Source organism: Pigmentiphaga sp. H8, assembly GCF_003854895.1.
Lineage (GTDB): Bacteria > Pseudomonadota > Gammaproteobacteria > Burkholderiales > Burkholderiaceae_B > Pigmentiphaga.
Map to the genome: position 1 here is coordinate 3,064,692 of NZ_CP033966.1, position 23,516 is coordinate 3,088,207.

Annotated in this window: 22 protein-coding genes; 11 read left to right on the plus strand and 11 right to left on the minus strand. The window is 68.1% G+C overall.

The features are described 5' to 3' along the window. The 3 genes from EGT29_RS14570 to EGT29_RS14580 are packed head-to-tail and all read right to left on the minus strand — an operon-like array spanning position 1 to position 2,363. A complete protein-coding gene (locus EGT29_RS14570; RefSeq protein WP_124689666.1) occupies positions 1-738 on the minus strand; it encodes an SDR family NAD(P)-dependent oxidoreductase in 738 nt (245 codons plus the stop codon). Positions 739-757: 19 nt separating this feature from the next. After that, positions 758-2,098: a type II toxin-antitoxin system HipA family toxin gene (locus EGT29_RS14575; protein WP_124689667.1), complete on the minus strand. Its 1,341-nt coding sequence runs from the start codon at positions 2,096-2,098 to the stop codon at positions 758-760. A gap of 1 nt (position 2,099) precedes the next feature. Then, positions 2,100-2,363, minus strand: coding sequence for a helix-turn-helix domain-containing protein (locus EGT29_RS14580; protein WP_124689668.1), 264 nt, complete (start codon positions 2,361-2,363; stop codon positions 2,100-2,102). 95 nt (positions 2,364-2,458) lie between these two features. On the opposite strand from EGT29_RS14580, the gene EGT29_RS14585 reads away from it, so the two are divergent. The 4 genes from EGT29_RS14585 (at position 2,459) to EGT29_RS14600 (ending at position 4,990) form a co-directional block, all read left to right on the plus strand. Further along, on the plus strand, positions 2,459-3,268 hold the full coding sequence (locus tag EGT29_RS14585; RefSeq protein WP_124689669.1) for an aminoglycoside N(3)-acetyltransferase: 810 nt from the start codon (positions 2,459-2,461) through the stop codon (positions 3,266-3,268). A gap of 109 nt (positions 3,269-3,377) precedes the next feature. Then, positions 3,378-3,692 carry a putative quinol monooxygenase gene (locus EGT29_RS14590; protein WP_124689670.1) on the plus strand — a complete coding sequence of 105 codons (315 nt, stop codon included), beginning with the start codon at positions 3,378-3,380 and terminating at the stop codon, positions 3,690-3,692. Between the two features lie 10 nt (positions 3,693-3,702). After that, a complete protein-coding gene (locus tag EGT29_RS14595) occupies positions 3,703-4,578 on the plus strand; it encodes a sigma-70 family RNA polymerase sigma factor (protein WP_124689671.1) in 876 nt (291 codons plus the stop codon). 10 nt (positions 4,579-4,588) lie between these two features. Then, complete coding sequence (locus EGT29_RS14600; protein WP_124689672.1) at positions 4,589-4,990, plus strand: OsmC family protein; 402 nt, start codon at positions 4,589-4,591, stop codon at positions 4,988-4,990. Between the two features lie 28 nt (positions 4,991-5,018). Here the strand turns inward: EGT29_RS14600 and EGT29_RS14605 are convergent, their stop codons facing one another. The 7 genes from EGT29_RS14605 to EGT29_RS14635 all read right to left on the minus strand — a co-directional run bounded on the left by EGT29_RS14605 (position 5,019) and on the right by EGT29_RS14635 (position 14,165). Continuing rightward, a complete protein-coding gene (locus EGT29_RS14605; RefSeq protein ID WP_192901755.1) occupies positions 5,019-6,374 on the minus strand; it encodes an MFS transporter in 1,356 nt (451 codons plus the stop codon). Between the two features lie 36 nt (positions 6,375-6,410). Beyond that, positions 6,411-7,217, minus strand: coding sequence for an enoyl-CoA hydratase/isomerase family protein (locus tag EGT29_RS14610; RefSeq protein ID WP_124689673.1), 807 nt, complete (start codon positions 7,215-7,217; stop codon positions 6,411-6,413). A 39-nt stretch (positions 7,218-7,256) separates the two neighbouring features. Further along, positions 7,257-8,783 carry an AMP-binding protein gene (locus EGT29_RS14615; RefSeq protein ID WP_124689674.1) on the minus strand — a complete coding sequence of 509 codons (1,527 nt, stop codon included), beginning with the start codon at positions 8,781-8,783 and terminating at the stop codon, positions 7,257-7,259. Between the two features lie 10 nt (positions 8,784-8,793). Continuing rightward, on the minus strand, positions 8,794-9,282 hold the full coding sequence (locus EGT29_RS14620) for a (2Fe-2S)-binding protein (protein ID WP_124689675.1): 489 nt from the start codon (positions 9,280-9,282) through the stop codon (positions 8,794-8,796). Next, positions 9,279-10,118: a xanthine dehydrogenase family protein subunit M gene (locus tag EGT29_RS14625; protein WP_124689676.1), complete on the minus strand. Its 840-nt coding sequence runs from the start codon at positions 10,116-10,118 to the stop codon at positions 9,279-9,281. The genes EGT29_RS14620 and EGT29_RS14625 overlap by 4 nt, the downstream gene beginning before the upstream one ends. Then, positions 10,115-13,126 carry a molybdopterin cofactor-binding domain-containing protein gene (locus tag EGT29_RS14630; protein WP_124689677.1) on the minus strand — a complete coding sequence of 1,004 codons (3,012 nt, stop codon included), beginning with the start codon at positions 13,124-13,126 and terminating at the stop codon, positions 10,115-10,117. The genes EGT29_RS14625 and EGT29_RS14630 overlap by 4 nt, the downstream gene beginning before the upstream one ends. A 172-nt stretch (positions 13,127-13,298) precedes the next feature. Further along, positions 13,299-14,165 (minus strand): AraC family transcriptional regulator, encoded by an 867-nt coding sequence (locus EGT29_RS14635; RefSeq protein WP_124689678.1) that lies wholly within the window; start codon positions 14,163-14,165, stop codon positions 13,299-13,301. 494 nt (positions 14,166-14,659) lie between these two features. On the opposite strand from EGT29_RS14635, the gene EGT29_RS14640 reads away from it, so the two are divergent. The 5 genes from EGT29_RS14640 to EGT29_RS14660 are packed head-to-tail and all read left to right on the plus strand — an operon-like array spanning position 14,660 to position 19,679. Further along, on the plus strand, positions 14,660-15,433 hold the full coding sequence (locus EGT29_RS14640; RefSeq protein WP_124689679.1) for a sterol desaturase family protein: 774 nt from the start codon (positions 14,660-14,662) through the stop codon (positions 15,431-15,433). Further along, positions 15,426-16,325, plus strand: coding sequence for a fatty acid desaturase (locus tag EGT29_RS14645; protein ID WP_124689680.1), 900 nt, complete (start codon positions 15,426-15,428; stop codon positions 16,323-16,325). Before EGT29_RS14640 ends, EGT29_RS14645 begins: the two co-directional genes overlap by 8 nt. Before the next feature lie 27 nt (positions 16,326-16,352). Further along, on the plus strand, positions 16,353-18,269 hold the full coding sequence (locus tag EGT29_RS14650; RefSeq protein ID WP_124689681.1) for an iron-containing redox enzyme family protein: 1,917 nt from the start codon (positions 16,353-16,355) through the stop codon (positions 18,267-18,269). Beyond that, positions 18,266-19,153 (plus strand): hypothetical protein, encoded by an 888-nt coding sequence (locus EGT29_RS14655; RefSeq protein WP_124689682.1) that lies wholly within the window; start codon positions 18,266-18,268, stop codon positions 19,151-19,153. Before EGT29_RS14650 ends, EGT29_RS14655 begins: the two co-directional genes overlap by 4 nt. A gap of 52 nt (positions 19,154-19,205) precedes the next feature. Then, entirely contained in the window at positions 19,206-19,679 is a 474-nt protein-coding gene (locus EGT29_RS14660; RefSeq protein ID WP_124689683.1) for a MaoC family dehydratase, read from the plus strand. A gap of 76 nt (positions 19,680-19,755) precedes the next feature. On the opposite strand, the gene EGT29_RS14665 is transcribed toward EGT29_RS14660, so the two are convergent. Continuing rightward, positions 19,756-20,721 (minus strand): GlxA family transcriptional regulator, encoded by a 966-nt coding sequence (locus tag EGT29_RS14665; RefSeq protein WP_124689684.1) that lies wholly within the window; start codon positions 20,719-20,721, stop codon positions 19,756-19,758. Between the two features lie 97 nt (positions 20,722-20,818). Here EGT29_RS14665 and EGT29_RS14670 point away from each other — a divergent pair, with 97 nt between their 5' ends. Further along, on the plus strand, positions 20,819-21,967 hold the full coding sequence (locus EGT29_RS14670) for a DJ-1/PfpI family protein (protein WP_124689685.1): 1,149 nt from the start codon (positions 20,819-20,821) through the stop codon (positions 21,965-21,967). A gap of 85 nt (positions 21,968-22,052) precedes the next feature. After that, positions 22,053-23,441: an ATP-dependent RNA helicase DbpA gene (dbpA, locus tag EGT29_RS14675; RefSeq protein WP_124689686.1), complete on the plus strand. Its 1,389-nt coding sequence runs from the start codon at positions 22,053-22,055 to the stop codon at positions 23,439-23,441. Positions 23,442-23,516 lie beyond the last annotated feature (75 nt).

Consider the following 23,516-nt stretch of genomic DNA (forward strand, 5'->3'; position numbering starts at 1 on the left):
TCAGGCCTTGGGCAAGGCGATCCCCGTGGCCCGTTCCAGCTCGCGCAACAGCTCGTCCTGGAAAGCCGCGTCGCGCGCGGCCGGATGCGGGTCGAGCCGCTGCTGGTGATGCCAGTATCCGCCGCTCGCGCGGGCCCGCGCGTCCCCGCCGGCGGCCAGCCACTCCTGGGTCAGGTGGCCCAGGCGCAGGTCGTCGGGCGCGTTGGGGCCGCCCATTTTCGTCGGCACCCATCCCGGATCGACCGCGCTGGCGACGACCCCGGGCCACAGCCGGGCAATCGCCATCGCCAGCGCCGTCACGAACAGCTTGCTGTCCGAATAGGACGCCGACTCGCCGCGCCCGCGCCAGTCCAGGCCGTCCAGCTCCGGACGGCCACCGGCATGCATGCCGCTGCTCAGATACACCAGGCGATCCGGCCGGGTGACCAGGGCCGTCAGGACATAGGGCGCGACCACATTGACCGGCAGTATCTGCGGCCCGGTATAGACCCCGGCGTTGTGGATTACCGCGTCCATGCGGCCGAGCCGGTTTACCTGGGCGGCGACGTCCTCGGCCTGCCCCTGGTCCGACAGATCGCCGACCACCGCGCGGGCGCCCCGGTCCAGCAAGTCCTGGACCGCGTCGAGCCGCCGAGGGCCACGCACGTGAAGCACGACCTCGTGGCCGTCGGCGAGCAGCGTGCCGGCCGCCGCCTTGCCCAGCCCGTCGGCCGAGCCCGTGATGAAGATTCGAGACATTGCCAAGCTCCCATGGGAATCAGGACCCCATCGCCGCCAGCGCGCCGGCGGCCTGTTCCAGCCCGCCCAGCACGGTGTCCGCGACACGCGGCGAAAAACCGCGCGGCAGCGCCGCCTGCGCCTGGGCAATGGCCGCGGGCGTGCGCGCCAGGATTTCCCCGATGACCGGCTCGGCCGTGGGCGCGTAGCCGGCCTGCCGCGCCGTGCTGTCGAAGTGGCGGCGCTGGATGCCGTGCATCGCATAGTGCCGGTTCTTGCCCAGCAGCGCCATCGCCAGCCTGATCTCGCGGGGCGACCATTGGTTGGCCCGCTCCCCCAGCACCGGGTAGGCCGACATCACGTCATACAGCGGGGTCAGGCGGAAACGGCCGCGCGGCAGCAGATGGATGCTGAAGTTCTTGGCATGGCCGTCGGGCGCGCGCAACAGCCAGAACAGGACTTGCGCGGCCATCAAGGTCTTCATGTCGGCGTCGGCGTTCACCGATTGCCGCAGCGTGGCGAACAAGGCCTTGAGCCCCGGCCCGCCCTCGTTCTCGTACTTGCGCAGCGGCGAGCATCCCGCCACCTGACAGAAATCCTCCTGCGGCAGCCGCATGATCCAGCGGCCATCGGGCGCGATCCGCCGGTCGAAGCGCTCGACCACCAGCACGCGCTGCTGGCCGAAAGCCGCGATGTCAGCGCCGGCCACATCCAGCCCATAGGCTTTCAGCAGCCTCAGACACAGCCATTCGTTGTCGACCGAGGTGGTGAAATCCGCCTGCCGGCCGCCCATCAATCCCAGCGGCAGCTTGAAGATGTGGCTGGTGGGCGTGGCGCCGCGCGGCGCGTGCCATCGGCCATTCCACCACAGGAAGGCGGTCTTCTCCTGCGCGCCCGCAAGCGAGATGCGGAAATCCGCATCCGGATCCCCCTGGGCGCCGAAGGCCCGCGGCGACACCGTCTCGATCAGATGCCGTTCGATGTCCTCGTCGGACAGGGGAACGCCTTCGATGCGATCGTGGCCGTCAGGCGTCTCGTGCTCGCCCAGTACCTGTACCGCCCCCACGCAGTCGCTGCCGACCGCCTTCAGGAGATCGAAGGGATCGGTCGAGCCAGTGCGGAAACGCTCGGCCACGCGCCGGCGGATCACATCGCTGTCGGGCAGGAGATTGTCGAAATAATTGGCGACCCTTTCGCCCTTCAAGGGCAGGTTGTGCAGGTTGAATGGCAGCGACAGCGAGAGCGGTCGGCCGATGTCGGCGCCCACCCAGTCCGCGTCGTAGTGCAGCTCCATCTCGCCCCGCGCGGGAATCGTCCAGCGGCCGACGCGGATGCCATTGGTCCAGATGTACAGGCTGCGGCCATGCGATCGGCGGCCCATGTCACCAGTCCGCGTGTACAGTGGGCGGTGGCGCCTGGCCGCCGCGCGGCCCCAGGGTCAATTCCAGCCCCAGCGCGGCACACCAGGCCAGCAACTGCTCCAGGCTCAGCTCATGGGCGTGCAGTTCCAGGTGGGACACCCGCGACTGGCTCAGGCCGATACGGCCGGCCAGGGCCGACTGGGTCATCCCCTGGGACTTGCGGGCGGCCTGCAGCACCGTTCCCAGTTGCGTGGCGGTCGCCAGGACTTGAGGTGGCATGGACATGGCAAGATACCTGGAATTCGAATAAAACCATAATATTTGCAATTCAGATATACGTCAAATATCCGTTATTCAAATATTCTTGACTGCCCACCCTCGTGACCGAACACGCCATCATCACCGCCACGCCCGAGCCCCGGACCCGGGAAAGCCTGGCCAGGGACCTGTCCCGGCTGGGTGTCGCGCCCGGCATGGCACTGCTCGTGCACTGCGCCCTGAGCCGGCTCGGCTGGATCTCGGGCGGAGCCGAAACCGTCGTGCGCGCCCTGCTCGACGCCGTGGGTCCGACCGGCACGCTAGTGATGCCCGCACAGTCGTCGCAACTGAGCGATCCCGCCAACTGGCAGGCGCCCGCCGTTCCGCCCGCCTGGACCGACACGATCCGGGCCACGCTGCCGCCGTTCGACCCGTCCACCACCCCGACGCGCGGCATGGGCGCCGTAGCGGAACTGTTCCGGACCTGGCCCGGCGCCCGCCGCAGCCCCCACCCCCTGTGCTCCTTCGCCGCGCTGGGCCCATTGGCCGAAGCGATCACGACCACCCAGGCGCTGGACGACCCCTTCGGCCACGGCGGGCCGCTGGGATGCCTGTACCGCGAACGCGCCGGCATCCTGCTGCTGGGCACCGGCTTCGGCGCATGCACGGCCTTTCACATGGCCGAGACCCTGGCTTCGCCTGCGCCGCCCAGGATTCCCGAAGGCGCGCCCCTATGGGTGGACGGCCAGCGGCGCTGGGTGGCCTTCGACCTGCCCGCGGGCGATGCCGACCGCTTCCCTTCCCTGGGCGAGACACTCGTCCGGCAGGGCCTGGCCAGGACCGGACAGGTCGGCTCCGCATCCTGCCACCTGCTGGACCTGCGGCCAGCGGTGGACGCGGCGGCCAGGCTCATGACGAAAACCGATCACTGAACAGCAGCCAGGAAATTTTTCCCGCCGACCGATCCGTTTTCCTCGTCCGATTCGTCTTGGGAGTACCGGACACGCCCGTGCCGGTTCCATCCCTGTAGGAAGCCTCTCCATGACCATCGCCGCCCAGCAAGCCGTCACTCTCGTCAACGTCCTGTCGGTCCATCCCGGCAAGCAGCAGGAGCTGCTCGCCTCGCTGCGCCAGAACACGGAAACCGTCATCAGGACGCTGCCGGGCTGGATTTCGACCCGCCTGATCGCCAGCGGCGACGGCAAGCGCATCGTGATCCACTCCCAATGGGACAGCGCCGCCGACGTCGAGGCGATGCGCGCCGATCCGCGCATGCAAGCCTATTTCCCGACCATCCGCGACCTCGCCTCGTTCGACTCCATCCTGGGCACGGACGTACTCTCGCATCATCGCTGACAGGAAATCCATGAACCACGACGACGCGTTCGCCACTCTGCTGGCCGGGATGCGGCCACGGCTCCACCGCTATTGCGCCCGCATGACCGGCTCGACCATCGATGGCGAGGACGTCGTCCAGGAAACGCTCATCAAGGCCCTGGCCGTCCGTTCGTCCGTCGCGGACACCGCCAACATCGAAGGCTGGCTGTTCCGCGTCGCCCACAACGCCAGCCTGGACTTCCTGCGCGCCCGCGCCCGGACCCAGGAAATACCCTTATCCGAAGACATGGAACCGGGAACGGAACTCCCCCAGTCCGACATCGTCGCGGTGGGGTTCCGGACCTTCCTGCAACTGGCGGTCCTCCAGCGCTGTGCCGTCATCCTCAAGGACGTCCTGGGCCATTCCGTCGAAGAGATCGCCGAGGTCGCGGACTGCAGCGTGCCGGCCGCCAAATCGGCCCTGCAACGCGGCAGGCAGCGACTGCGGGAACTGGTGGCCCAGGGCGGGGACCGGCCTGGGCCCGTGCCGCTGTCGGACGACGACCACGAGCGCCTGCGGCACTACGTCGCCCGCTTCCAGGCCGGCGACTTCGACGCGATACGCCGCATGCTGGCCGACGACGCCCGCCTGGACCTCGTCAACCGCCTCAAGCTGCAGGGGCGCAAGGAAGTAGACTTCTATTTCACCCGCTATGACGAGGCGGTGCACTGGCGATTCGCGCCGGGCGCGGTCGAAGGACGGCCGGCGATGCTGGTCTACGACGCTCGCGGCCCCATGGACCAGCCCGCCCATTTCGTGCTGCTGACGTGGCGCGAGGAAGGCGTGGCCCGGATCCGGGACTACCTGTTCGCGCCCTACGTCATGGAAACCGCCGACTGGGTGCGGCTCGACTCCATTTCCTGAAGGACTCGCCATGCACAAGGCCACCATCGTCTCCACCGGCACCGACTACCTGCATCGAATCCAGGCCGGCCCCTTCGGCCTGGACACCGACGAGCCCAAGTCCCTGGGCGGCCAGGGCGGCGCTCCGGCGCCCTTCGACTACTACCTGGCGTCGCTATCCGCCTGCACCGCGATCACCCTGCGCATGTACGCGCAGCGCAAGGGCTGGAACCTGGGCGAATTCCGCGCCGAGCTGGCCTTGCGCTTCGACGAGCAGGGCACGGCGCACATCCACCGCAGGCTGTATTCGGACCAGCCGCTCACCGCCGAGCAATGGAAACGGTTGCTGGAGATCGTGGCCAATACGCCGGTCACCAAGGTCATGCGCAACGGCGCGGTGATCACCAGCGAAGCTCCCGAGGCGGGGGCGTAGATCCCATGTTCGCCCAGCCGCCTCCGTCCTAGTCGAACTGGCCGTGGGTCTCGGGCGCGACCTTGGCGCCCACCAGGTAGACCACCGCCAGCAAGGCCGAGGTGATGGCCAGCACATGCGGGATGTCCTGCGGCGAACCGCTCAGCAGCGAGACCACCGTGGGCATCATGCCGCCGACGGCGAAGCCTATGTTCCAGGACAGTCCGGTGCCGCTGGCGCGCATCTTGGCCGGAAAGCGCTCGTTCAGGAAGATCATGACGGGCGCGATGATGGCGCCGCCCAAGAGGGCGATGGCCGAGGCGATCATCGTGATCCGCGGCAGGGACGCGGGTTTGGCGATGAGCAGGAACAGGTACGGCAGCAGCACCAGGCAGAAGACCCCCAGCGCGTAGAAGGTCTTCTTGCGGCCGATGATGTCGCTCAGGGCGCCGAAGGCCAGCGCGCCGACGATGGTGCCCACCGAGCTGATCATCAGTATCAGCGCCGAGCTTTCGTGCGGCACGTTCGCGACCAGTTTCAGCAGCGTCGGCAGATAGCCCGCGGTGATGTAGTAGGTCGCGCCGCCGCCGAAGGTGATCAGCAGGTTGACCAGCAGCACGTTGCGGTATTCGCCCGCGAACAGCGTCTTCAGCGGGGAAGCCTGCCTGGCCGCCCCACCCTTCTGCCTGGCCCGCTCGGCCTGGATCTTCTTGAACGAAGGCGTTTCATCCAGCAGCCGGTACATCACCAGGCCAAAGACGGTGCTGATCAGGCCCGAGAAGAACATGACGCGCCAGCCGATCTGGTCGAAGCGATCACCGGGGAACACGTAGGACAGCGCGAAGTACACGATGGAGGCCATCAGCGCGCCCATGCCCGCGCCGCCGCTGCCCACCAGTCCCGACATCAGGCCGCGGTGGCGCGGCGCGATCGACTCCGTGCCTATAGTGTGCGTCGAGGCCACGATGCCGCCCACGAACAGGCCCTGCACGATGCGCAGCGCCAGGAAGATGACCGGCGCGATCACGCCGGCCTGGTGGATGGTCGGCAACAGGCCGAACGCCGCCGTGCTCAGCCCCACGCCCACCATCGAGATCATCAGCGCCCGCTTGCGTCCGTGCTTGTCGGCATAGGCGCCGAACACGGCCGAGCCCAGCGGCCGCACCAGCAGCGCCACCGCGAACGAGGCGTAGACCGCCGCCAGCGACAGGGTCGGCTTGTCCGAGGGGAAGAACAGCCGCCCGATGATGGGCGCCACATACAGCAGGATGAACAGGTCGAACAGGTCCAGCGCCCACCCGAAGGTGGAGGCCAGGCCCGCCATGAAGGCCTTGCGCGACTGCGCGGGATCGGCGGCCGGCTCGAGCGGGCCCGCGCCCGCAACGGTATCCGTGGTCGTATTCATGATGTCTCCGTTGTTGGAATGAGGCAGTGCCCTGGCTTAGCGCCCTTTCCACTGGGGCTTGCGCTTGGCGTGGAACGCCTCGACGCCTTCGCGGAAATCCTCGGAGGTGCGCAGGCGGCTGTAGCAATGGCCCTCGAGTTCGATGGCGATGGACACCGGCGAGTCTTCCGAATCGTTCAGGAGCTTCTTGACCGTGCGCTGCGCCAGCGGCGAGAACCCGCGCAGTTCGTCTACCAGCTTGTCGGTGGCGGCCTCGAGCTGGTCGTCGGCCACGCACTCGACCACGAAGCCCCAGTCGTAGGCCTGCTGGCCCGGGATGCGGCGCGAGCGCATCACGACGTCCTTGGTGCGGGCGATGCCGATCATGCTTTGCAGGCGCGCCGAGCCGCCCGATCCGGGAATCTGCCCCAGCTTCTGTTCGGGCAGCGCGTATTGCGCCGTGACGCTGGCGATGCGGAAGTCGCAGGCGAGCGAGATCTCGAATCCCACGCCGAAGCAATAGCCGCGGTTGGCGGCGATCACCGGCTTGGAGCAGCGTGCCGGCGCCGCGATGTTCCAGGCCAGCTTGGAAACGTGTTCGGGCGTGGCCTCCAGGAAGCCGCGGATGTCGCCGCCACTGGAGAAGTGCTCGCCTTCGGCGCGCAGCACGATCACCCGCACGCGCGGATCTTCGTCCAGCGCCTCGAACACCAGGCGCAACTGCTCGCGCTCGGGCATGGTGATGATGTTGAACGGGGGGCGCTTCAGGACGATGTCGGCGCGCTCGCGCTCCGCATCGACGATGACGTCGAAGCCGTCGAGTTGTTCGAGCAGGGTCTGGGCCGGATGGTTGAGCTTGGGCATGGAGATATCCTTCAGTAGGTCATGCACGGGATTTCGGAATCAGGAACGGTCCGGGTCGAACTCGCCGGCCGTCAGCTTGCGGCGCAGGATCTTCCCCACCGGGGACTTGGGAATCTCGCTGACGAAGACGTATTCCCGCGGACGCTTGAAATTGGCCAGATCGGTGCCCCGGCAATACGCGTCCAGCGCTTCGCCGTCGACAGCGTCCTTGCGCTTGATGAAGGCGACGACGCGCTGGCCCCAGCGCTCGTCGCGCAGGCCCGCCACGGCCACCTCGTCCACGCCGGGATGCAGGGACAGCACCGACTCGATGTCGACTGGCGAGATGTTCTCGCCGCCGCTGATGATCATGTCGTCCACGCGCCCGGTCACGTGCAGCTCGCCGTCCTCGTCCAGGTAGCCCGTGTCGCCGGTGAAGTACCAGCCGCCCTGCAGCGACTTGGCGTTGGCATCGGGCCGGTTCCAATAGCCCTCGAACGCCTCGTCGCCAGCCAGGTCGGCGATGATCTGCCCTTCCGTTCCGCGCGGCGCCAGGTCGTCGGGATCTGTCGTCTCCAGCCTTACCAGGCGCAGGCGCGTGTTGATGCCCGCGCGCCCCGCGCTGCCTGGCTTGCGGCGCGCATCGGGGTTGACGGCCATGGTGTAGACCTCGGAGCTGCCGTAGTGATTGACGAACAGCTCGGGCTGGAAGGCTTCGTCCAGGCGCAGCAGCAGCGCGTCATGCATGGGTGCTCCGGCGAAGCCGAGCTTGCGGACGCTGGAGATGTCGGTGCCTGCGAAATCCGCGTGCGCCAGCAGGTCGTGATACAGCGTCGGCACCAGATACAGGTTGCTGACCCGCTCGTGCTGGATCAGGGCCAGCGCGGTGGCAGGCGCAAAGCGCGGCAGGCACACGAAGCACCCGTCCACCAGCGCCATGGCCAGCAGCGAGCGCACCCCCATGGTGTGGTAGAGCGGCATCACGCCCAGCGTGCACTCGCCTATTCCGTACTGGTTCTGCGCCACGTGGCCCAGCGCGGCCGCCCGCTCCTGGCGATGGCGGCGCGGCACGCCCTTGGGCTTGCCGGTCGTCCCCGACGTGTAGAGCATCAGCGAGATGTCATCCGCCGCGGCCCGCGGGCCGGCCGTCCAGGGCCGGGCGGCCAGCAGGCCGGCGTACGCGTGGGTCGCCGCATCGTCCGCGCCGACCACGATGCGCGGCACCTTCGAGGCCTCGGCCGACTGCGCCACGGCCTCGGCGCTGACTTCTTCGTAGACGATGGCCCTGGCCGCGGCATCGATCAGGCAATAGTCGATTTCCTCGGGCTTGGCGCGCCAGTTCAAGGGCGTGACGATCACCCCCAGGAACTGGCAGGCCCAGTGCAGCGTGGCCATTTCCAGGCGGTTCTGCAACACCACCAGCAGATGATCGCCGTGTTCCAGCCCCAGTTCGTCCAACCCTTGCGCGACGCGCAGGATCTGCTCCAGCCATGCGGCGTAGGTCAGGCGGGTATCGCCTTCCACGGCCGCGATCGCGTCCGGGTTGCGCTCCACGCTCTGCAGGAATGTACGTCCCAAATCCAGCATCAGATGCCTCCTATGTGTTCTTGTTGCGCGAGGCGGCCACGTCCAGGACGGCCTGCACGATGGGCGTGTAGCCCGTACACCGGCACAGGTGCCCCGAAAGCATGTCCCGCACCTGCTGCTCGGTCGGGTCCGGCACGCGTTCCAGGAAGTCGTCGCACGACATCAGGATGCCCGCCGTGCAGAAGCCGCATTGCAGCGCGTGGTGCCGACGGAAGGCCTGTTGCAGGTCGCTCGGTTCGCCCTCGCACGCCAGGCCCTCCACCGTGTCCACCTGGCGGCCGTCCACCTGCACGGCCAGCGTCAGGCATGAGCGGCCGGCCACGCCGTCGATGCGCACGGTGCAGGCACCGCACACCCCGTGTTCGCACCCCACGTGGGTGCCGGTGGCGCCCAGCTCGTGCCGCAGGAAATCCGACAGCAGCATGCGGCTCTCGGCCGTACCCTCGCGCTGCCGGCCGTTCAGCGTGCAGCGGATGCGATGGGTCTTTTCCGCGCTCATTGCGTGTCTCCTTGCGTCCGCGACGCGGCGGTCGCGATGGCGCGGGCCGCCAGTTGCCGCACCAGCCGCCGGCGGTAGGCGGCGCTGGCGTGCGCGTCGTCCTGCGCGCCCAGCGTCCAGGCGAAATCGTTGATGGCGGTTTCCAGTTCCGGCTTCGGCAGGCGCGGCCACTGCACCACGGTCGGCCGATCCGCCACGCCGCCCACGCCCAGGCGTATGACGTCCCTGCTGACGGCGGCCGCGCAGGCGGCGATGGCGAAATCGCCGTGGCGCAGCGAGAACTCCTCGAACGCGTAGCCCGTGCCGGCCACGCGCAGCGGATAGCGCACGCAGGCGATCAGTTCGTCGCCGGCTCGTGCGGTGGTGAGCATGCCCTGGAAGAAATCCCGGGCCGCCAGGGTCCGGCGGCCTCGCCGGGACGACAGCACCACTTCACCGCCCAGCAGCGCCAGGCACAACGGCAGTTCCGCGCTGGGGTCGGCATGCGCGACCGAACCGCACACGGTGCCCCGGTTGCGTACCTGGAAATGCGAGATGTAGGGAAACGCACAGGCCAGCAGCGGCACCTCCGCGGCCAGGTCCGGCCGCCACTCCACGCTGGCCTGGGTGGCCGCGGCCCCCACCTCCAGCATCCGGCCCGCCACCTTCACGTAGTCCAGCGCCTCGCAGCGCGAGACATCCAGCAGCACCGACGGCTGCGCCAGGCGCATGTTCAGCACCGTGATCAGCGACTGCCCGCCCGCCAGGATGCGGGCCTCGTCGCCATGCCGCGCCAGCAGGTCGCAGGCCTGCGCCTCGTCCTCCAGGCGCACGTAATCGAAAGCCGCCGGCTTCATGCCGCCCCCCTCCATCCGAACAGCGCCAGCACCTTGCGCCACCAGCCTCGCGATCCGGCCCGGGCCGGTTGCCCGCTGGCCTGCCGGCCCAGTTGTTCAAACAATTGCCCGAGCACGATCTTGGCCGCCCCTTCCAGCATGCGGCTGCCCACGGCGGCCACCTTGCCGCTGACCTCGGCGCTGTAGTCGTAAAGAAGGCGCGTGCCGCCCTCGTCGGGCTCGAGCCGCACCTTGCCGCTGCCGCGCGCCGCGCCCAGCGACGAACTGCCCGAGCCGGCCAGGCGCAGGGAATGCGGCGGATCGAGTTCCGACAGCGCGATCTCCGCCGCATAGCGGGCCTTGATCATGCCCACGCCCACGGTCACGTCGGCGCGATAGCGGTTCTCGCCTATCGCCTCCAGCGAATGGCAGCCCGGCACCACCTTGGCCAGCGCCTGCGGATCGAGCAGCACGTTGAAGACGACCTCGGGCGTCGCGGCGATCTGCACGCTGCCCGTGGCGGACAAGGCCTTGCCCGAGCCGCCCGGCGTGGCGGGGCTTGCGGGCGGCGCGGAGGCCGCGTCCGCGCCGGCACTGGGCGGCGGATCGTCGAACCCGATCAGCTCCATGACCTTGAGCGGCGTCAGCGGCAGCCTGACGTCGCAGGCGCCCCGAATCGGCGCCAGGGCATCGGCGACGGCATTGGCCACGCACACCGGCGTGCTCATGTTGTTGCCCTCGCCCAGGCCCTTGGCGCCCAGCGGCGTGAACGGCGACGGCGTTTCCAGATGGACGATGACGGGGTCCGGCACCTCGCAGGTGGTCGGCACCAGATAGTCGGCGAAGGTACCGGACTGGAAACTGCCGTCGCCCGCGTAGCGGAATTCCTCCATGAGCGCGGCACCCAGTCCCTGCGCGAAGGCGCCGCGGATCTGGCCGTCCGCCAGCGCCGGGTTGAGCAGCTTGCCCGCGTCGTGCGTGGTGACGTAGCGATCGATGCGTACGCGCCCGGTATCGCGGTCGATCTCGACCGCGCAGATGTCGAAGGCGAATCCGTAGGCCGCGGAAGTGTTGACGCGGTCCTGCTCGTCCGGCGCCGTCAGCTGGGGCGGCGTCCAGAACTCGGTCACCCGCAACCCCGGCGACTCCCCCTCCGGCAGTTGCCCCGGCGCCCAGTGCGCGCTGCTGGCCGCGCGCGCGAACGCCAGCATCCTGTCCGGCAGGCCCACCTTGCCGCCGGCGAACACCACGTCGGCCGGATCGCACTTCAGCTGATGGGCCACGATGCGCGCGACCTTCTCGCGCAGACGGCTGGCCGCCAGATGCACGGTGCCCGCCACGGCGCCGGCGAAGCGGCTGGAATAATTGCCCGCGGCCACCGACCACGCATCCTTCTGCGTGTCGAAGTCCACGTTCACGGCCACCTGCTCCGGCACGAGGCCGAACACGTCCGCGACGACCTGCGCGCACACGGTCATATGCCCTTGCCCGGCTGGCGAGGAAGCGACGACCACCGACACCCCGCCCAGCGGATCGATGCTGACGGTGGCGCTGGCGGTGGCGCCGTTCTTGGGACCGGCCTTGGCGCGCTGTTCCGCCGTCATGACCGTGCTGATGTAGCCCATGTTGGAGATGGACGGCTCCACGATCGCTGCATAGCCGATGCCGTACAGCCGGCCCTCGGCCCGGGCGGCGTCGCGCCGTCGCAGCAGTTCGTCCAGCCCGCCTTCGCGCTCGGCCATCTCGACCGCCAGCGGGTAGTTGCCGGAGTCCAGCAAGGCGCCGGCCGCGGCCCGGTACGGAAACGCCCCCGGCTGCACGAAATTGCGCCGGTACACCGCCAGCGGATCGATCCCCAGTTGCTGCGCGATGCGCTGCACCAGGCGCTCCAGCGCGAAATACACCTGAGGCCCGCCGAAGCCGCGCACCAATCCGGCGGGCGTGCGATTGGTCAGCACCACGCGGTTGCGCACCTTCAGGTTGGGAATCGCATAGGCGCCCGTCAGGCAGCCGTGCATGCGATAGAACGTGGCCGGCTCGGGGGCGCGCAGATAGCCGCCCACGTCATCGAACTGGTCGTAGGACAGCGCGCTGATCCGGCCCTCGCCGTCCACGGCCGCTTCGATCGTGCACAGGCGGGACGTGGCCGAGGTCGCGGCCACCAGGTGCTCCAGGCGGTCCTCCACCCACTTCACCGGCGCGCCCGCCTTGCGGGACGCCAGGCACATCAGCACCACGTAGGGAAACACGCTCTGCTTCACGCCGAAGCTGCCGCCCGAGTCGCGCGGCAGCTTGTGGCGCAGGCGCGTGCCGGGAATCTTCAGCGCCAGCGCCATGACCGAATGCAGCGAGAACGGTCCCATGAAATTGGAACTGACCTCATAGCCGTCGTCGCCCGCCAGGTGTTCGGCGATCACCACCGCCCCCTCGATGGGCGTGCAGGAATTGCGCGGATAGAGGACCGTCAGCCCGACGCGGTGTTCGGCCGCGGCGAAGGCGGCGTCCGGTTCGCCATAGCTGAAACTGCGGTCGCTGACGACGTTGCTGCCCACCGCCGGATGCAGCACCGGCGCATCCTCGGCGATGGCCGCCTCGATCTCCACGGCCACCGGCAGCACGTCGTAGTCGACGCGTATCAATTCCAGCGCGTCCTCGGCGACATAGCGGTCCTCGGCCACCACGACGGCGACCGGTTCGCCCACGTAGCGCACGCGATCCTGGGCCAGCGACCAGTGCTCCATGGGCGACTTCACGCCCACGACGAAAGGCTGCGACCAGCGCTTCACGTCGGCGCCCGTCAGCACCGCCCGGACGCCCGGATGGGCCTCGGCGGCGCCCGCGTCGATGCGCAGCACCTGGGCGTGGGCATGGGGCGACCTCAGGATCGCGGCGTGCAGCGTGCCCGGCTTGACCGGCAGGTCGTCGCCATAGGCACCGCGCCCCGACAGCAGCGCCGTGTCCTCGACCCGCTCCTGCCGCCGCCCGACGAACGGCGCCTGTGCCGTGGGCAGAACGCTCGCGTCACTCATGCAAGCACTCCATGTCTCTTCCTCCTGTTTCCTGCATGCCGCCTACAGGCGGTCTGCGCGAGGAGAAAGATAAGCGGCACCCTGCCCGCGGCCGTTACCGCCGCATCGGCTCACTTACCATGGAGTCTGATTTTTCGGTTTTCCGACGGGAAAGCGGCCCGCGGGCCGGCCGTCAGCGCCCGTCCTTGGCGGGTTCGAGCAGGTCCACCACGCGGCGGTACTCGGTGGGCGTGGTGCCCAGATGCTCGCGGAAGAAGCGGGTGAAGTGGCCGGGCGCGGAAAAGCCCATGTCGTAGGCCAGATCGGCGATGGGCGTCTCGCCCGCGGTCAGCGCGGTGATGGCCGCCTCCATGCGCAGCACGTTGGCGTACACGCGCGGCGTCAGCTTGGTCGTCTTGCGGAACAGCTCGAAGAAATGCGCCCGCGACAATCCGCACTCGGCCGCCAGCACGTCCATGTCCACCGACTGCCCGATGTTCTCGCGCATGCGGCTGATGGCCTTGCGGATGCGCACGTCGCCGTGATGCTGCCGCAGAGTGCCCAACAGCGACTGGTAGCTGCGCCACTCGGAATGATGCTCGATGGTGGCGATCATCAGTTCGAACAGGCGCTCTTCCAACTGGCCGGACGGCAGCTCCGCCATCAGCAACATGTCCCGCGCCAGCGCATCGGCCAGCTTGCGCGCCGCGGGCGGCAGCGCGACGCACGGCTGCTGGAAGAAATGGGGATGGGCGCTGACCGTCAGCGCCTGCTGGATGCCGGCCAGCCAGCCGGGTTCGATGTACAGCGCCAGAATGACCGTGCGCTGCACTTCCGCGCCGTTATGGCTGTATGAATGCGGCTCCCAGGCGTTGATCAGGACCGCGCTGTCGTCCGTCAGGGGCTGCGGCTGGCCACGCACCGAGAAATACGTGTCCGCGCCGAAGGCCTTGATCAACACGTGGCAATGGTGATGCGCATGCGACACGAGAAGCATGTTCATGTCGAGCAGCGCAACGCGCCCGAACTTTCCCTGCAGGATCCTGATTGCAGCGGACATGGGGCCTTCCCCTACGCGCTGAGGCGCGCCCCGCATGTTGAGCCCCCAGCCGCTCCGCGGCAGCCCCCCACGGGGGCGTGGGCCCGCCTGGGGGCGGACCGGCAAAGCCGGATCCGCTGTGCCCTGGATAAGGGGCGGTGTTCTTCAGGGGAAGCTGACATGGGGGATGCTCCACGTAACCGGTATGCGACAAGAGCCCTGGGTGCTCCTTGTGTTGCCTGGAAGATGCCGCTCGCTGAAATATTCACGGCGCGAAGGCGTGCGGCGAGTCATGGGATTTTAATATATCCCGCCAGGAACAAGGCCCGGCGTGCCGTCGAGTCGAGTTGCCGATCGTCGCACGGCAACGAAAACCACGCCTGCCGCCGGCGCGGCAAACATTTTGTAATGAATTCGTCTGAAGAGTGCAATCGACACCCCGCCCCGGGGCCGCGATCCGCCTGGCGGATTGCTTATCATAGGGGCCGTTCCCGGCATCACAACGACAACAATCCATGGGCCAAGCCTTCCAGGAGCTATCGGCATTGCAGGTCATGCTGGCAGGCCTGCTGTTCTTCGGTGGTATCTACCTGCTGTTCGGCGCCGCGACCTGGCTGCTTACCCGCCACCTCTTGCCCGCACTGGGCCTGGGGTGCCCGCTGGACCCCCGCCCGCTCGCGCCGGGCCAGTTGCGCCGCGAGTGGCTGCAGTCGGGCATGTCCATCCTGCTGTTCGGCACGGGCATGATCTTTCCGTGGGGCCTGCTGCAACTCGGCTGGGCCCGGCTGGATCCCGCCGCCAGCGGCGGGAAGATCGCGCTGGAGATCCTGGCCCTGGTGGCCTGGAACGACGTGCACTTCTGGATCAACCACCGCCTGCTGCACACGAAACTGCTGCGCCGCTTCCACCTGCCCCACCACCGCTCCATCGTCACCACGCCGTTCTCGACCTACAGCTTTCATCCGGTCGAGGCGCTGATGCTGGGCAACGTGATCCTGCTGCCCATGGTGGTGCACGACTTCAGCTTCTGGTCGCTGGCCTCGGTGCCGCTGTTCAGCCTGTTCTTCAACTGCATCGGCCACGCCAACTACGACTTCTTCCCCCAGGTGTCCTACGCCCATTGGTTCGCCGCCAGCCGCCGGCATCATCTGCACCATGCCTGCTTCAACGGGAACTACGGGTTCCAGTTCACCTTCATGGACCGCCTGTTCCGCACGCGCCTGCAGGCCGACGCGGCGGCGCTCCTGTTGAAAGCCCACGAACGCCGGACCGCGGCCGCCCATGAATAGCGGACGCCCCTTCCTGCCCGCGCTGCGCAACCGCCGCGACTGGCAGAGCCTGCTGTACCTGGCCGCCCTGCCTGCGCTTGCCGGCTGGCAATGGCGCCACGGTTTTTCGCTGCCGCTCTACGCGTTGATGCTGTTCCTGACCCTGGGCACGGGCGTCATCCATCACAACCACACCCACGTGCGGATGTGGCACGGCCGCTGGGCCAATCGCGCCACCGATTTCTGGATCACGCTGCTGCAAGGGCATCCCACCTTCGTGTTCTATCCCGCGCACGTGGCCAACCACCATCGCCATCGGCACGGCCCCCGGGACATCGCCCGCACCTATCGCTTCGGCGGCGACACCAATCACCTGTGGGGCTACCTGGCGCACCCGGTGCAGGCGGCATGGGTGCTCTACCCCGTCTTCGCCCGCTGGCTGGGGCGCCTGTACCGGCACCGGCCCGGCGCCTGGCGCTATTGCATGGCCCAGTATGCCGCGTGGCTTGGCCTGTGGGCCGGACTGCTGGCGCTGAACCCGGCCAAGGCGCTGGTGTTCGTGATCGTGCCGCAGCTGCACGGCCTGCACTGGCTGCTGGCGACCAACTACCTGCAGCACGCGCACGCCGACGGCGGCCCCACGCGTGGCCGCACGCTGGGCTATGCCCGCAATTTCGAAGGACTGGTCAACCCGCTGCTGTTCAACATCGGGCTGCACACCGCCCACCACGAACACTCGCGCGCGCACTGGTCCGAACTGACCCGCCTGCATCACCGGCGCTACCGGCACCGCGTGCCGGGCGCGCTGAACGAGCGCGGCCTTGCGTCCTACATGTTCCGCGTCTTCATCCTGGGAAGCCTCAGCCCGCGCTTTCGCTCGCGGCCCCTGATGGCGCGAACCACTCCACGCTAGGCCGCCGCGCCCCCTCAAGAGACCTCCATGCCCATCGCCTTCGACCGCGTCTACCTGCAAAGCGCCGGCTACTTCATGCCGGGCCAGCCGGTGTCCAACGACGAACTGGACCGCTACATCGCGCCCTTGAACCGCATCTCGGGACGCATCAAGCAGCGCATCCTGGCCGAGAACGGCATCAAGCAGCGCTACTACGCCATCGACGCCGAAGGCGGTACCGTGTACAGCAACGCCCGGATGGCCGTCAATGCCATCCAGGACTGCCTTCAACGCGCCGACGCCCGGCTGGCCGACGTATCGCTGCTGGCCAGCGGCAGCTCGGGCGGCGATGCCCTGATGCCCGGCTTCGCCAACATGATCCAGGGCGAACTGGCCGCCCACCCCATGGAGACCCTGTCGGTGCACGGCATCTGCGCCGCTGGCGTCTCGGCCATCCAGGCCGCCGCCCAGGCCGTGGAAATGGGCGGCCACGATCGCGCCCTGGCCGTGGCCAGCGAACTGCCGTCGCGGCTGTTCAAGCGGTCGCGCTTCAGCGCCCGCGGCTACGACGCCGACTTCGACTCCCACTTCCTGCGCTGGATGCTGTCGGACGGCGCCGGCGCGCTGCTGCTGGGCAACACAGGATCGGCGCTGCCCGGAGCCTCGCAAGGCGTGCGCCTGAAGCTGAAATGGGTGCACCAGCGCTCGTTCTCCGGCGACTATCCAGTGTGCATGCAACTGGGCCTGTCGGCGGACCGCGAACGCGCGCACCTGGACTACCCCTCGTGGACCGAGGCGGAGGCCGACGGCGCGCTGGCGCTGCGCCAGGACATCCGCCTGCTGCCCCACCTGTTCGACATCGGCATCCACGAATACGCCCGGCTCGTCCGGGACGGCTGGGTCCGGTCCGACCGGATCGACCACTTCCTGTGCCACTACTCGTCCGAGAAATTCATTCCCGTGGTCAAGGACCTGCTGGAGAAAGCCGGCCTGGAGATCCCGCACGAGCGCTGGTACAGCAACCTGGCCTGGCGCGGCAACACCGGCGCCGCGTCCATCCTGATCATGCTGGCCGAATTCCTGGAAACGCGCGCGGTGGAACCCGGCCAGCAGATCCTTTGCTACATCCCCGAGTCCGGACGTTTCACCACCGCCTACATGCTATGGGAAGTGGAAAGCCTGTCTGCCGCGCGCGCCGCGGCCGCCGCCCCGCCCGCGGCGCGCGTGGCCGACATGCCCGACACCGCCTCCATCGCCCCGCCCCACGACCCGGCCACGGCGTCGCCGGAACTGGGACCGCTGCTGACCGAACTGGCCTCCATCTGGCACGACTACCGCTCGCGCGTCTGGCGCACCCCCGTCGTGCACAAGCTGCGCACCCGGCGCTTCCAGGCCGCCGACTACCTGAACTGGATGGAAAACTGGATTCCCCAGGTCCGCGAAGGCAGCAAATGGATGCGCGAGGGCGTGGCCTCGCTGGGGCCCGACTACCAGCCCCTGGCGGCCTTGATCGAGACCCACGCGGGCGAAGAGCAGAACGACTTCAAGATCCTGTTCCAGGACTACCTGAACGCGGGCGGACGGATCACCGATCTGGACGCCCTGCGCCGCAATCCCGGCGGCGAAGCCTTGAACGCCTACCTGCACGGCCTGGCCGCCACGCGCGATCCGATCGGCCTGCTGGGCGCCATCTACATCATCGAAGGCACCGGCCAGCGCATCATCCCCGCCCTGTTACCCCTGCTGAAGGCCAGCCTGTCGCTGCCGCCGGACACCTACCGCTTCCTGGAATACCACGGCCACAACGACGAAAACCACCTGGCCCGCTGGCTGGCCGCCGTCGAACTGGCCCTGGACTGCGACCCCGACGGCCACGCCGCGCAACGCATCATCGACACCGCCCGCCACACCGCGGCCCTGTACCTGCTGCAATTCCACCACGTCATGGAGGATGAGGCCATATGAAAAAAGCCCCGCCCGACTTCCTGGCCCAGGCGCACGACCCCGCCGATCCCAATCCCTGGCTGGCCCTGTACCTGGACCGCAGCACGCCCCTGCCCGACGCGGTCAAGAAAAGCTGGCTGACCGATTCCAGCAGCAATTCGCGCCAGTACCTGCTGCCCCTGCTGCGCCCCCTCGCACGCGGCTTCATCATCCTGATCCAGATGCTGAAGATCTTCCTGCCCCGCAATTGGTCGCATTCCCGGCTGCTGCATCGCGTGCTGGCGTGGGGGCTGACGCGCTTCGTCTCGCCCGAAGCCAACTGGCTGATCCTGCGGCACTTCCACCTGGGCGCGCAGATCCTGGCCTTCATCGCGGCCAACTCGCCGGTGCCGATCACGACCACGCCGCTGGAGCCGCGCAACATCGACGACCTGAAGGACGACTTGTTCGTCAAGCACGACCTGAACCTGTTCAACTTCGTCATCCGCCTGAACCAGGCCCTGCGCGACGCCGGCGTCGAGATGCATCCGCCGGCCCGCGTGGACTTCTCCATGATCCGCGACCCGGGCCTGCGGCTGGAGGACATGCCTCGCACGCGGCTGAACTTCCTGGACCTGCAAAGCGCGATCGAACTGTTCACGCCGCTGTACCAGCTCATGCTGACCGACAACGACTTCTGGCGTGCCGCCAACTCGCTGCAGCTGGACGAGACCATAGGCATCTACGCCGCCAAGCTGATGGGTGCGCCGGAGCATCTCATCCTGGTCAACAACAAGCATCCGCTGGTGCCCATGTCCACCTTGCGGGCGGGATACCGGCTGGTGCTGCACGGGTTGTCGACGGAGATGCTGCATAGTTTGCTGATGGACAGGAAGGCGGCGCAGGAACCCCCGCCAGTAAACTAGGCCAGGGGCGTCCAAGGCCTTGGATCGCCGCCATCTTTGAACGGATCTGACCATGGACAGCCATTCCCCCGTTTCCTTCGACTCCGTGCAGGCGCTCACGGACTTCGTGGGAAAACCGGCGATCGTCTCCGCCCCCCTCGTCGTGGATCAGGAGATGATCGACCGCTTCGGACAAGTCACACGCGATACCCAGTGGATCCATGTGGATCCGGCACGAGCACGGACGGAATCGCCATATGGCCAGACCATCGCGCATGGGTTTCTCGTGCTGTCGCTGCTGACCTGCTGGCAGGCGAGCTGCGTCGCCTTTCCCGGCGCGGTCCTGGTGCTGAACTACGGTTTCGACAAGGTCCGCTTCACGGCACCCGTGCCTTCCGGGGCGCGGGTGTCGGCCAGGTTCGCGCTGGCCGACGTGAAGGAAACCCGGCCCGGCGAAGCACGCTGCTCCTGGAACGTCACGGTCGAGGCCGAGGGGGCGTCGCGGCCGTCGATACATGCGGAGTGGCAGATCATGGTCCGCTATTAGTCATACGGGAACGCGCGCAGGATTACGGCGCAATCCGCTGGCGGCCCTGTTCCTATCCCGCCAAGGAAGACCTGACTCATCCTTCGGCATGCATATCCCTGAACAATCGGGGAGACATTCCGAACCGGCGCTCGAACGCTTCGGTGAAACGCGCGGCCGGGAACAGACCCACCTGCACCGCCACCGCCTTCAACGACAGCCCCCGGGACAACAACATGCGGGCGGCATCCAGCCGCGCGGTCTCGACGTAGCGGGCCGGCGTCACCCCCGTGGCCGCGACGAACTTGCGATGAAAGGTGCGTTCGGCAAGGCCCGCGCGAGCCGCCAGCGCCGGCACGTCCAGCGGCTCCTGAAGGTGGTCCTGTATCCAGGCGATCAGGTCGCCAAAGGGGCTGCCGGCCCTGGCCTGCGCCTGCAGCACGGGACTGAACTGGGATTGATACCCCGGGCGGCGCGCGTACAGCACCAGCCGCTTCGCGACCTCGCCGGCGATCTTCGCGTCCAGGTCGCTGGCGATCATCGCCAGGGTCATGTCGATGCCGGTCGTCACGCCGGCCGAGGTCCAGAGGCTTCCGTCCACGACGTAAAGGGAGTCCGGGTCCACCACCACCTTGGGAAAAGCCCCCGCCAGCGGCGCGCAGGCATCCCAATGCGTGGCGACGCGGCGGCCATCGAGCAGGCCCAGCGCCGCGAGGACGAAGACACCGCTGCAGATCGAGCCCCATCTCCCGGCCGTGTCCGCCAGTTGTGGCAGCGCCTGCCTCAAGGCCGGATCGGCCATCGCCCGCAACAGCGGCTCCCGCTCGGCCCCCACGACCAGCAAGGTATCGGCCGCCAGCATGGACAGCGCACCGACGGGGCGGGTCTCGACGACGATGCCGCTGCTGCTGGCCACCGGCCCGCCCCGCGCCGACGCCAGCTCGACGCCGTAGGCAGGCACGGCGCCGCCCAGTGCGCGATTGGCGCCGCTGAACACGGCCCCCGGCCCTGAGACATCGAGGATCTCGAACCCCGGATAGACGACGAATACGATGTGGCGCATTGGCAGAAATTAATACATTTTTGACATTTCCGCCATGACGCGCAGCGGGTAGATTGAGACCTGACAGACCATGCCTAGGGCTGGGAGAATTCCGATCATGCTCAACCGCCATGTGATCCGGGGTGCGCTGGCACTCATCCTGCTCGCGCTGGCGGGCCTGGGCGCCTGGCTATACAGCCTGCCGCCGGCGCCCGCCCTGGCCGACATGCCACAGGTCGCGGCAGGCGAAATCGAGGCCATGCTGGCCGCCTTGAAACCGCCCAGGCGCAAGCGCCCGCTGGTGGCGGTCGTAGGTATCAACGATGCCACCGAAACCACCGATTACCTGATGCCCACCGGCATCCTGCGGCGCGCCGGCGTGGCCGACGTCGTATCGCTTTCAACCGGACCGGGGCCGGTCAAGCTTTTCCCGGCACTGACCGTCCAGGCGGACGCCACCCTCGCACGCTTCGACGCACAGCATCCGGCGGGCGCCGACTACGTCATCGTGCCCGCCATGAGCCGCGACGACGATCCGGCGGTACTGGCCTGGCTTCAGGAACAGTCCCGCAAGGGCGCGACCATCCTGGGCGTGTGCGCGGGCGCCAAGGTCGTCGCCGCGACCGGCCTGCTGGACGGCAAGCGCGCGACCACGCATTGGTACTACCTGCAGGACATGCTGGCCAAGCACCCTTCGATCGCCTACGTTGCCGACCGGCGCGTGGTGGCGGACCGGGGCGTCGCGACCAGCACGGGCATTTCCGCATCGATGCCCATGATGCTGATCCTGATCGAGGCCATGGCCGGGCGGGAGAAGGCCGAAGCGGTGGCCCGCGACCTGGGCCTGGCCTCGTGGGATATCCGCCATGCCAGCCAGGCCTTCAGGCAGACCCGGGCGTTCACGACGACCGTGCTGGGCAACCTCCTGGCGTTCTGGAACCGGGAACGCGTCGGCGTGGATCTCCAGCCCGGCATGGACGAAGTCTCGCTGGCCCTGGCCGCCGACGCCTGGTCGCGCACCTACCGGTCACGGGCCGTATCGTTCGCGGAGGCGTCGCCAGCCGTCGAAACCCGCAACAAGGTTCGCGTCATTCCGGACGTAGCGTCGGCCGGCCAGCCGCCGGCCTGGCACCTGGCCCCGTTCACCGACCAGCGACCGGCCCAGGCCCTGGACCAGACGCTGCAAGCCATAGCCATGCGCTACGGCGCCCGCACCGCCCACGTCGTCGCCCTGCAACTCGAATATCCCTGGGGCGCCCTGCCGTGATCCGGGCCCGCCCCCTCAACCCGGACGCCACGGCATACACTGTCGGTCAACCAGTCTTTTCGCGGGTCTTGCGACCCGCCCTATCGTGACCGACACGTCCTTTACCTCCCTGCCCCTCTTGCCCGCCCTGCTGGACAACCTGCAAGGCCTGGGCTTCGAACAGATGACGCCCATCCAGGCCCAAGGCCTGCCGCTCATCCTGGAAGGCCGGGACCTGATCGCACAGGCCAAGACCGGCAGCGGCAAGACCGCGGCCTTCGGCCTGGGCGCGCTGCAGAAGCTGGACGTCGACCGCCTGGTTCCGCAGGCCCTGGTCGTCTGTCCGACCCGCGAACTGGCCGACCAGGTCGCCCAGGAGCTGCGCCGGCTGGCCCGCCTGATTCCCAACGTCAAGGTCCTGACCCTGTGCGGAGGCACCGCCGCCCGCCCCCAGGCCGAATCGCTGGCCCGCGGCACCCATCTGGTCGTGGGCACGCCCGGCCGCATCCAGGATCACCTGGAGCGCGGCAGCCTGGACCTGTCCGCCCTGAACACCCTGGTGCTGGACGAGGCCGACCGCATGGTCGACATGGGTTTCTACGACGACATCGCCGCCATCGCCTCGCACTGCCCCGCCAAGCGCCAGACCCTGCTGTTCTCGGCCACCTACCCCGACAACATCCGCAAGCTCAGCGCCCGCTTCCTGCGCAACCCGGCCGAAGTCAAGGTCGAGGCCCAGCACGACGCCAGCCGCATCGAACAGGTCTTCTACGAGATCGGCGAAGACGAACGGCTGGACGCCGTCGTCACCCTGCTGGCGCACTTTCGCCCCGTGTCCACCCTGGCCTTCTGCAACACCAAGATCCGCAGCCATGAGCTGGTCGAACGCCTGCGGGCCGAGGGCATCAGCGCCCAGGCGCTGAACGGCGACCTGGAACAGCGCGAGCGCGACGAAATCCTGATCCAGTTCGCCAACCAGAGCTGCGCCGTGCTGGTCGCCACCGACGTCGCCGCCCGCGGCCTGGACATCCAGAACCTGGGCGCCGTGATCAACGTGGACGTGACCAAGGACACCGAGGTCCACGTGCACCGCATCGGCCGCAGCGGCCGCGGCGACCAGAAGGGACTGGCGCTCAGCCTGTGCTCACCCGAGGAAATGCGCTGGGCCAACCTGATCGAGCAATACCAGGGTACGCCGCTGAAATGGGGCGATCTCAAATCGCTGCGGGTCAAGGCCGCCCGCCCGCTGCGGGCGCGCATGATCACCTTGTGCATACAAGGGGGCAAAAAGGACAAACTGCGGCCCGGGGATTTGCTGGGTGCGCTGACCGGGGATGGAGGGCTGGTTTTCGAGCAGGTCGGGAAAATCAATATCACCGAGTTCAACTCCTATGTGGCGCTGGACCGGCAGATTGCCAAACAGGCGTTCTCGCGGATTTCCAATAGCAATATCAAGGGGCGGCGGTTTCGGATGCGGTTTCTGGAAGAGTTCTGAACCGTCGGGGTTTGCCGCGTCTCATGCCCCCCGGCATGGGCGGATCGGTAAACAAAGGGAAAAACCGGCTGGCAA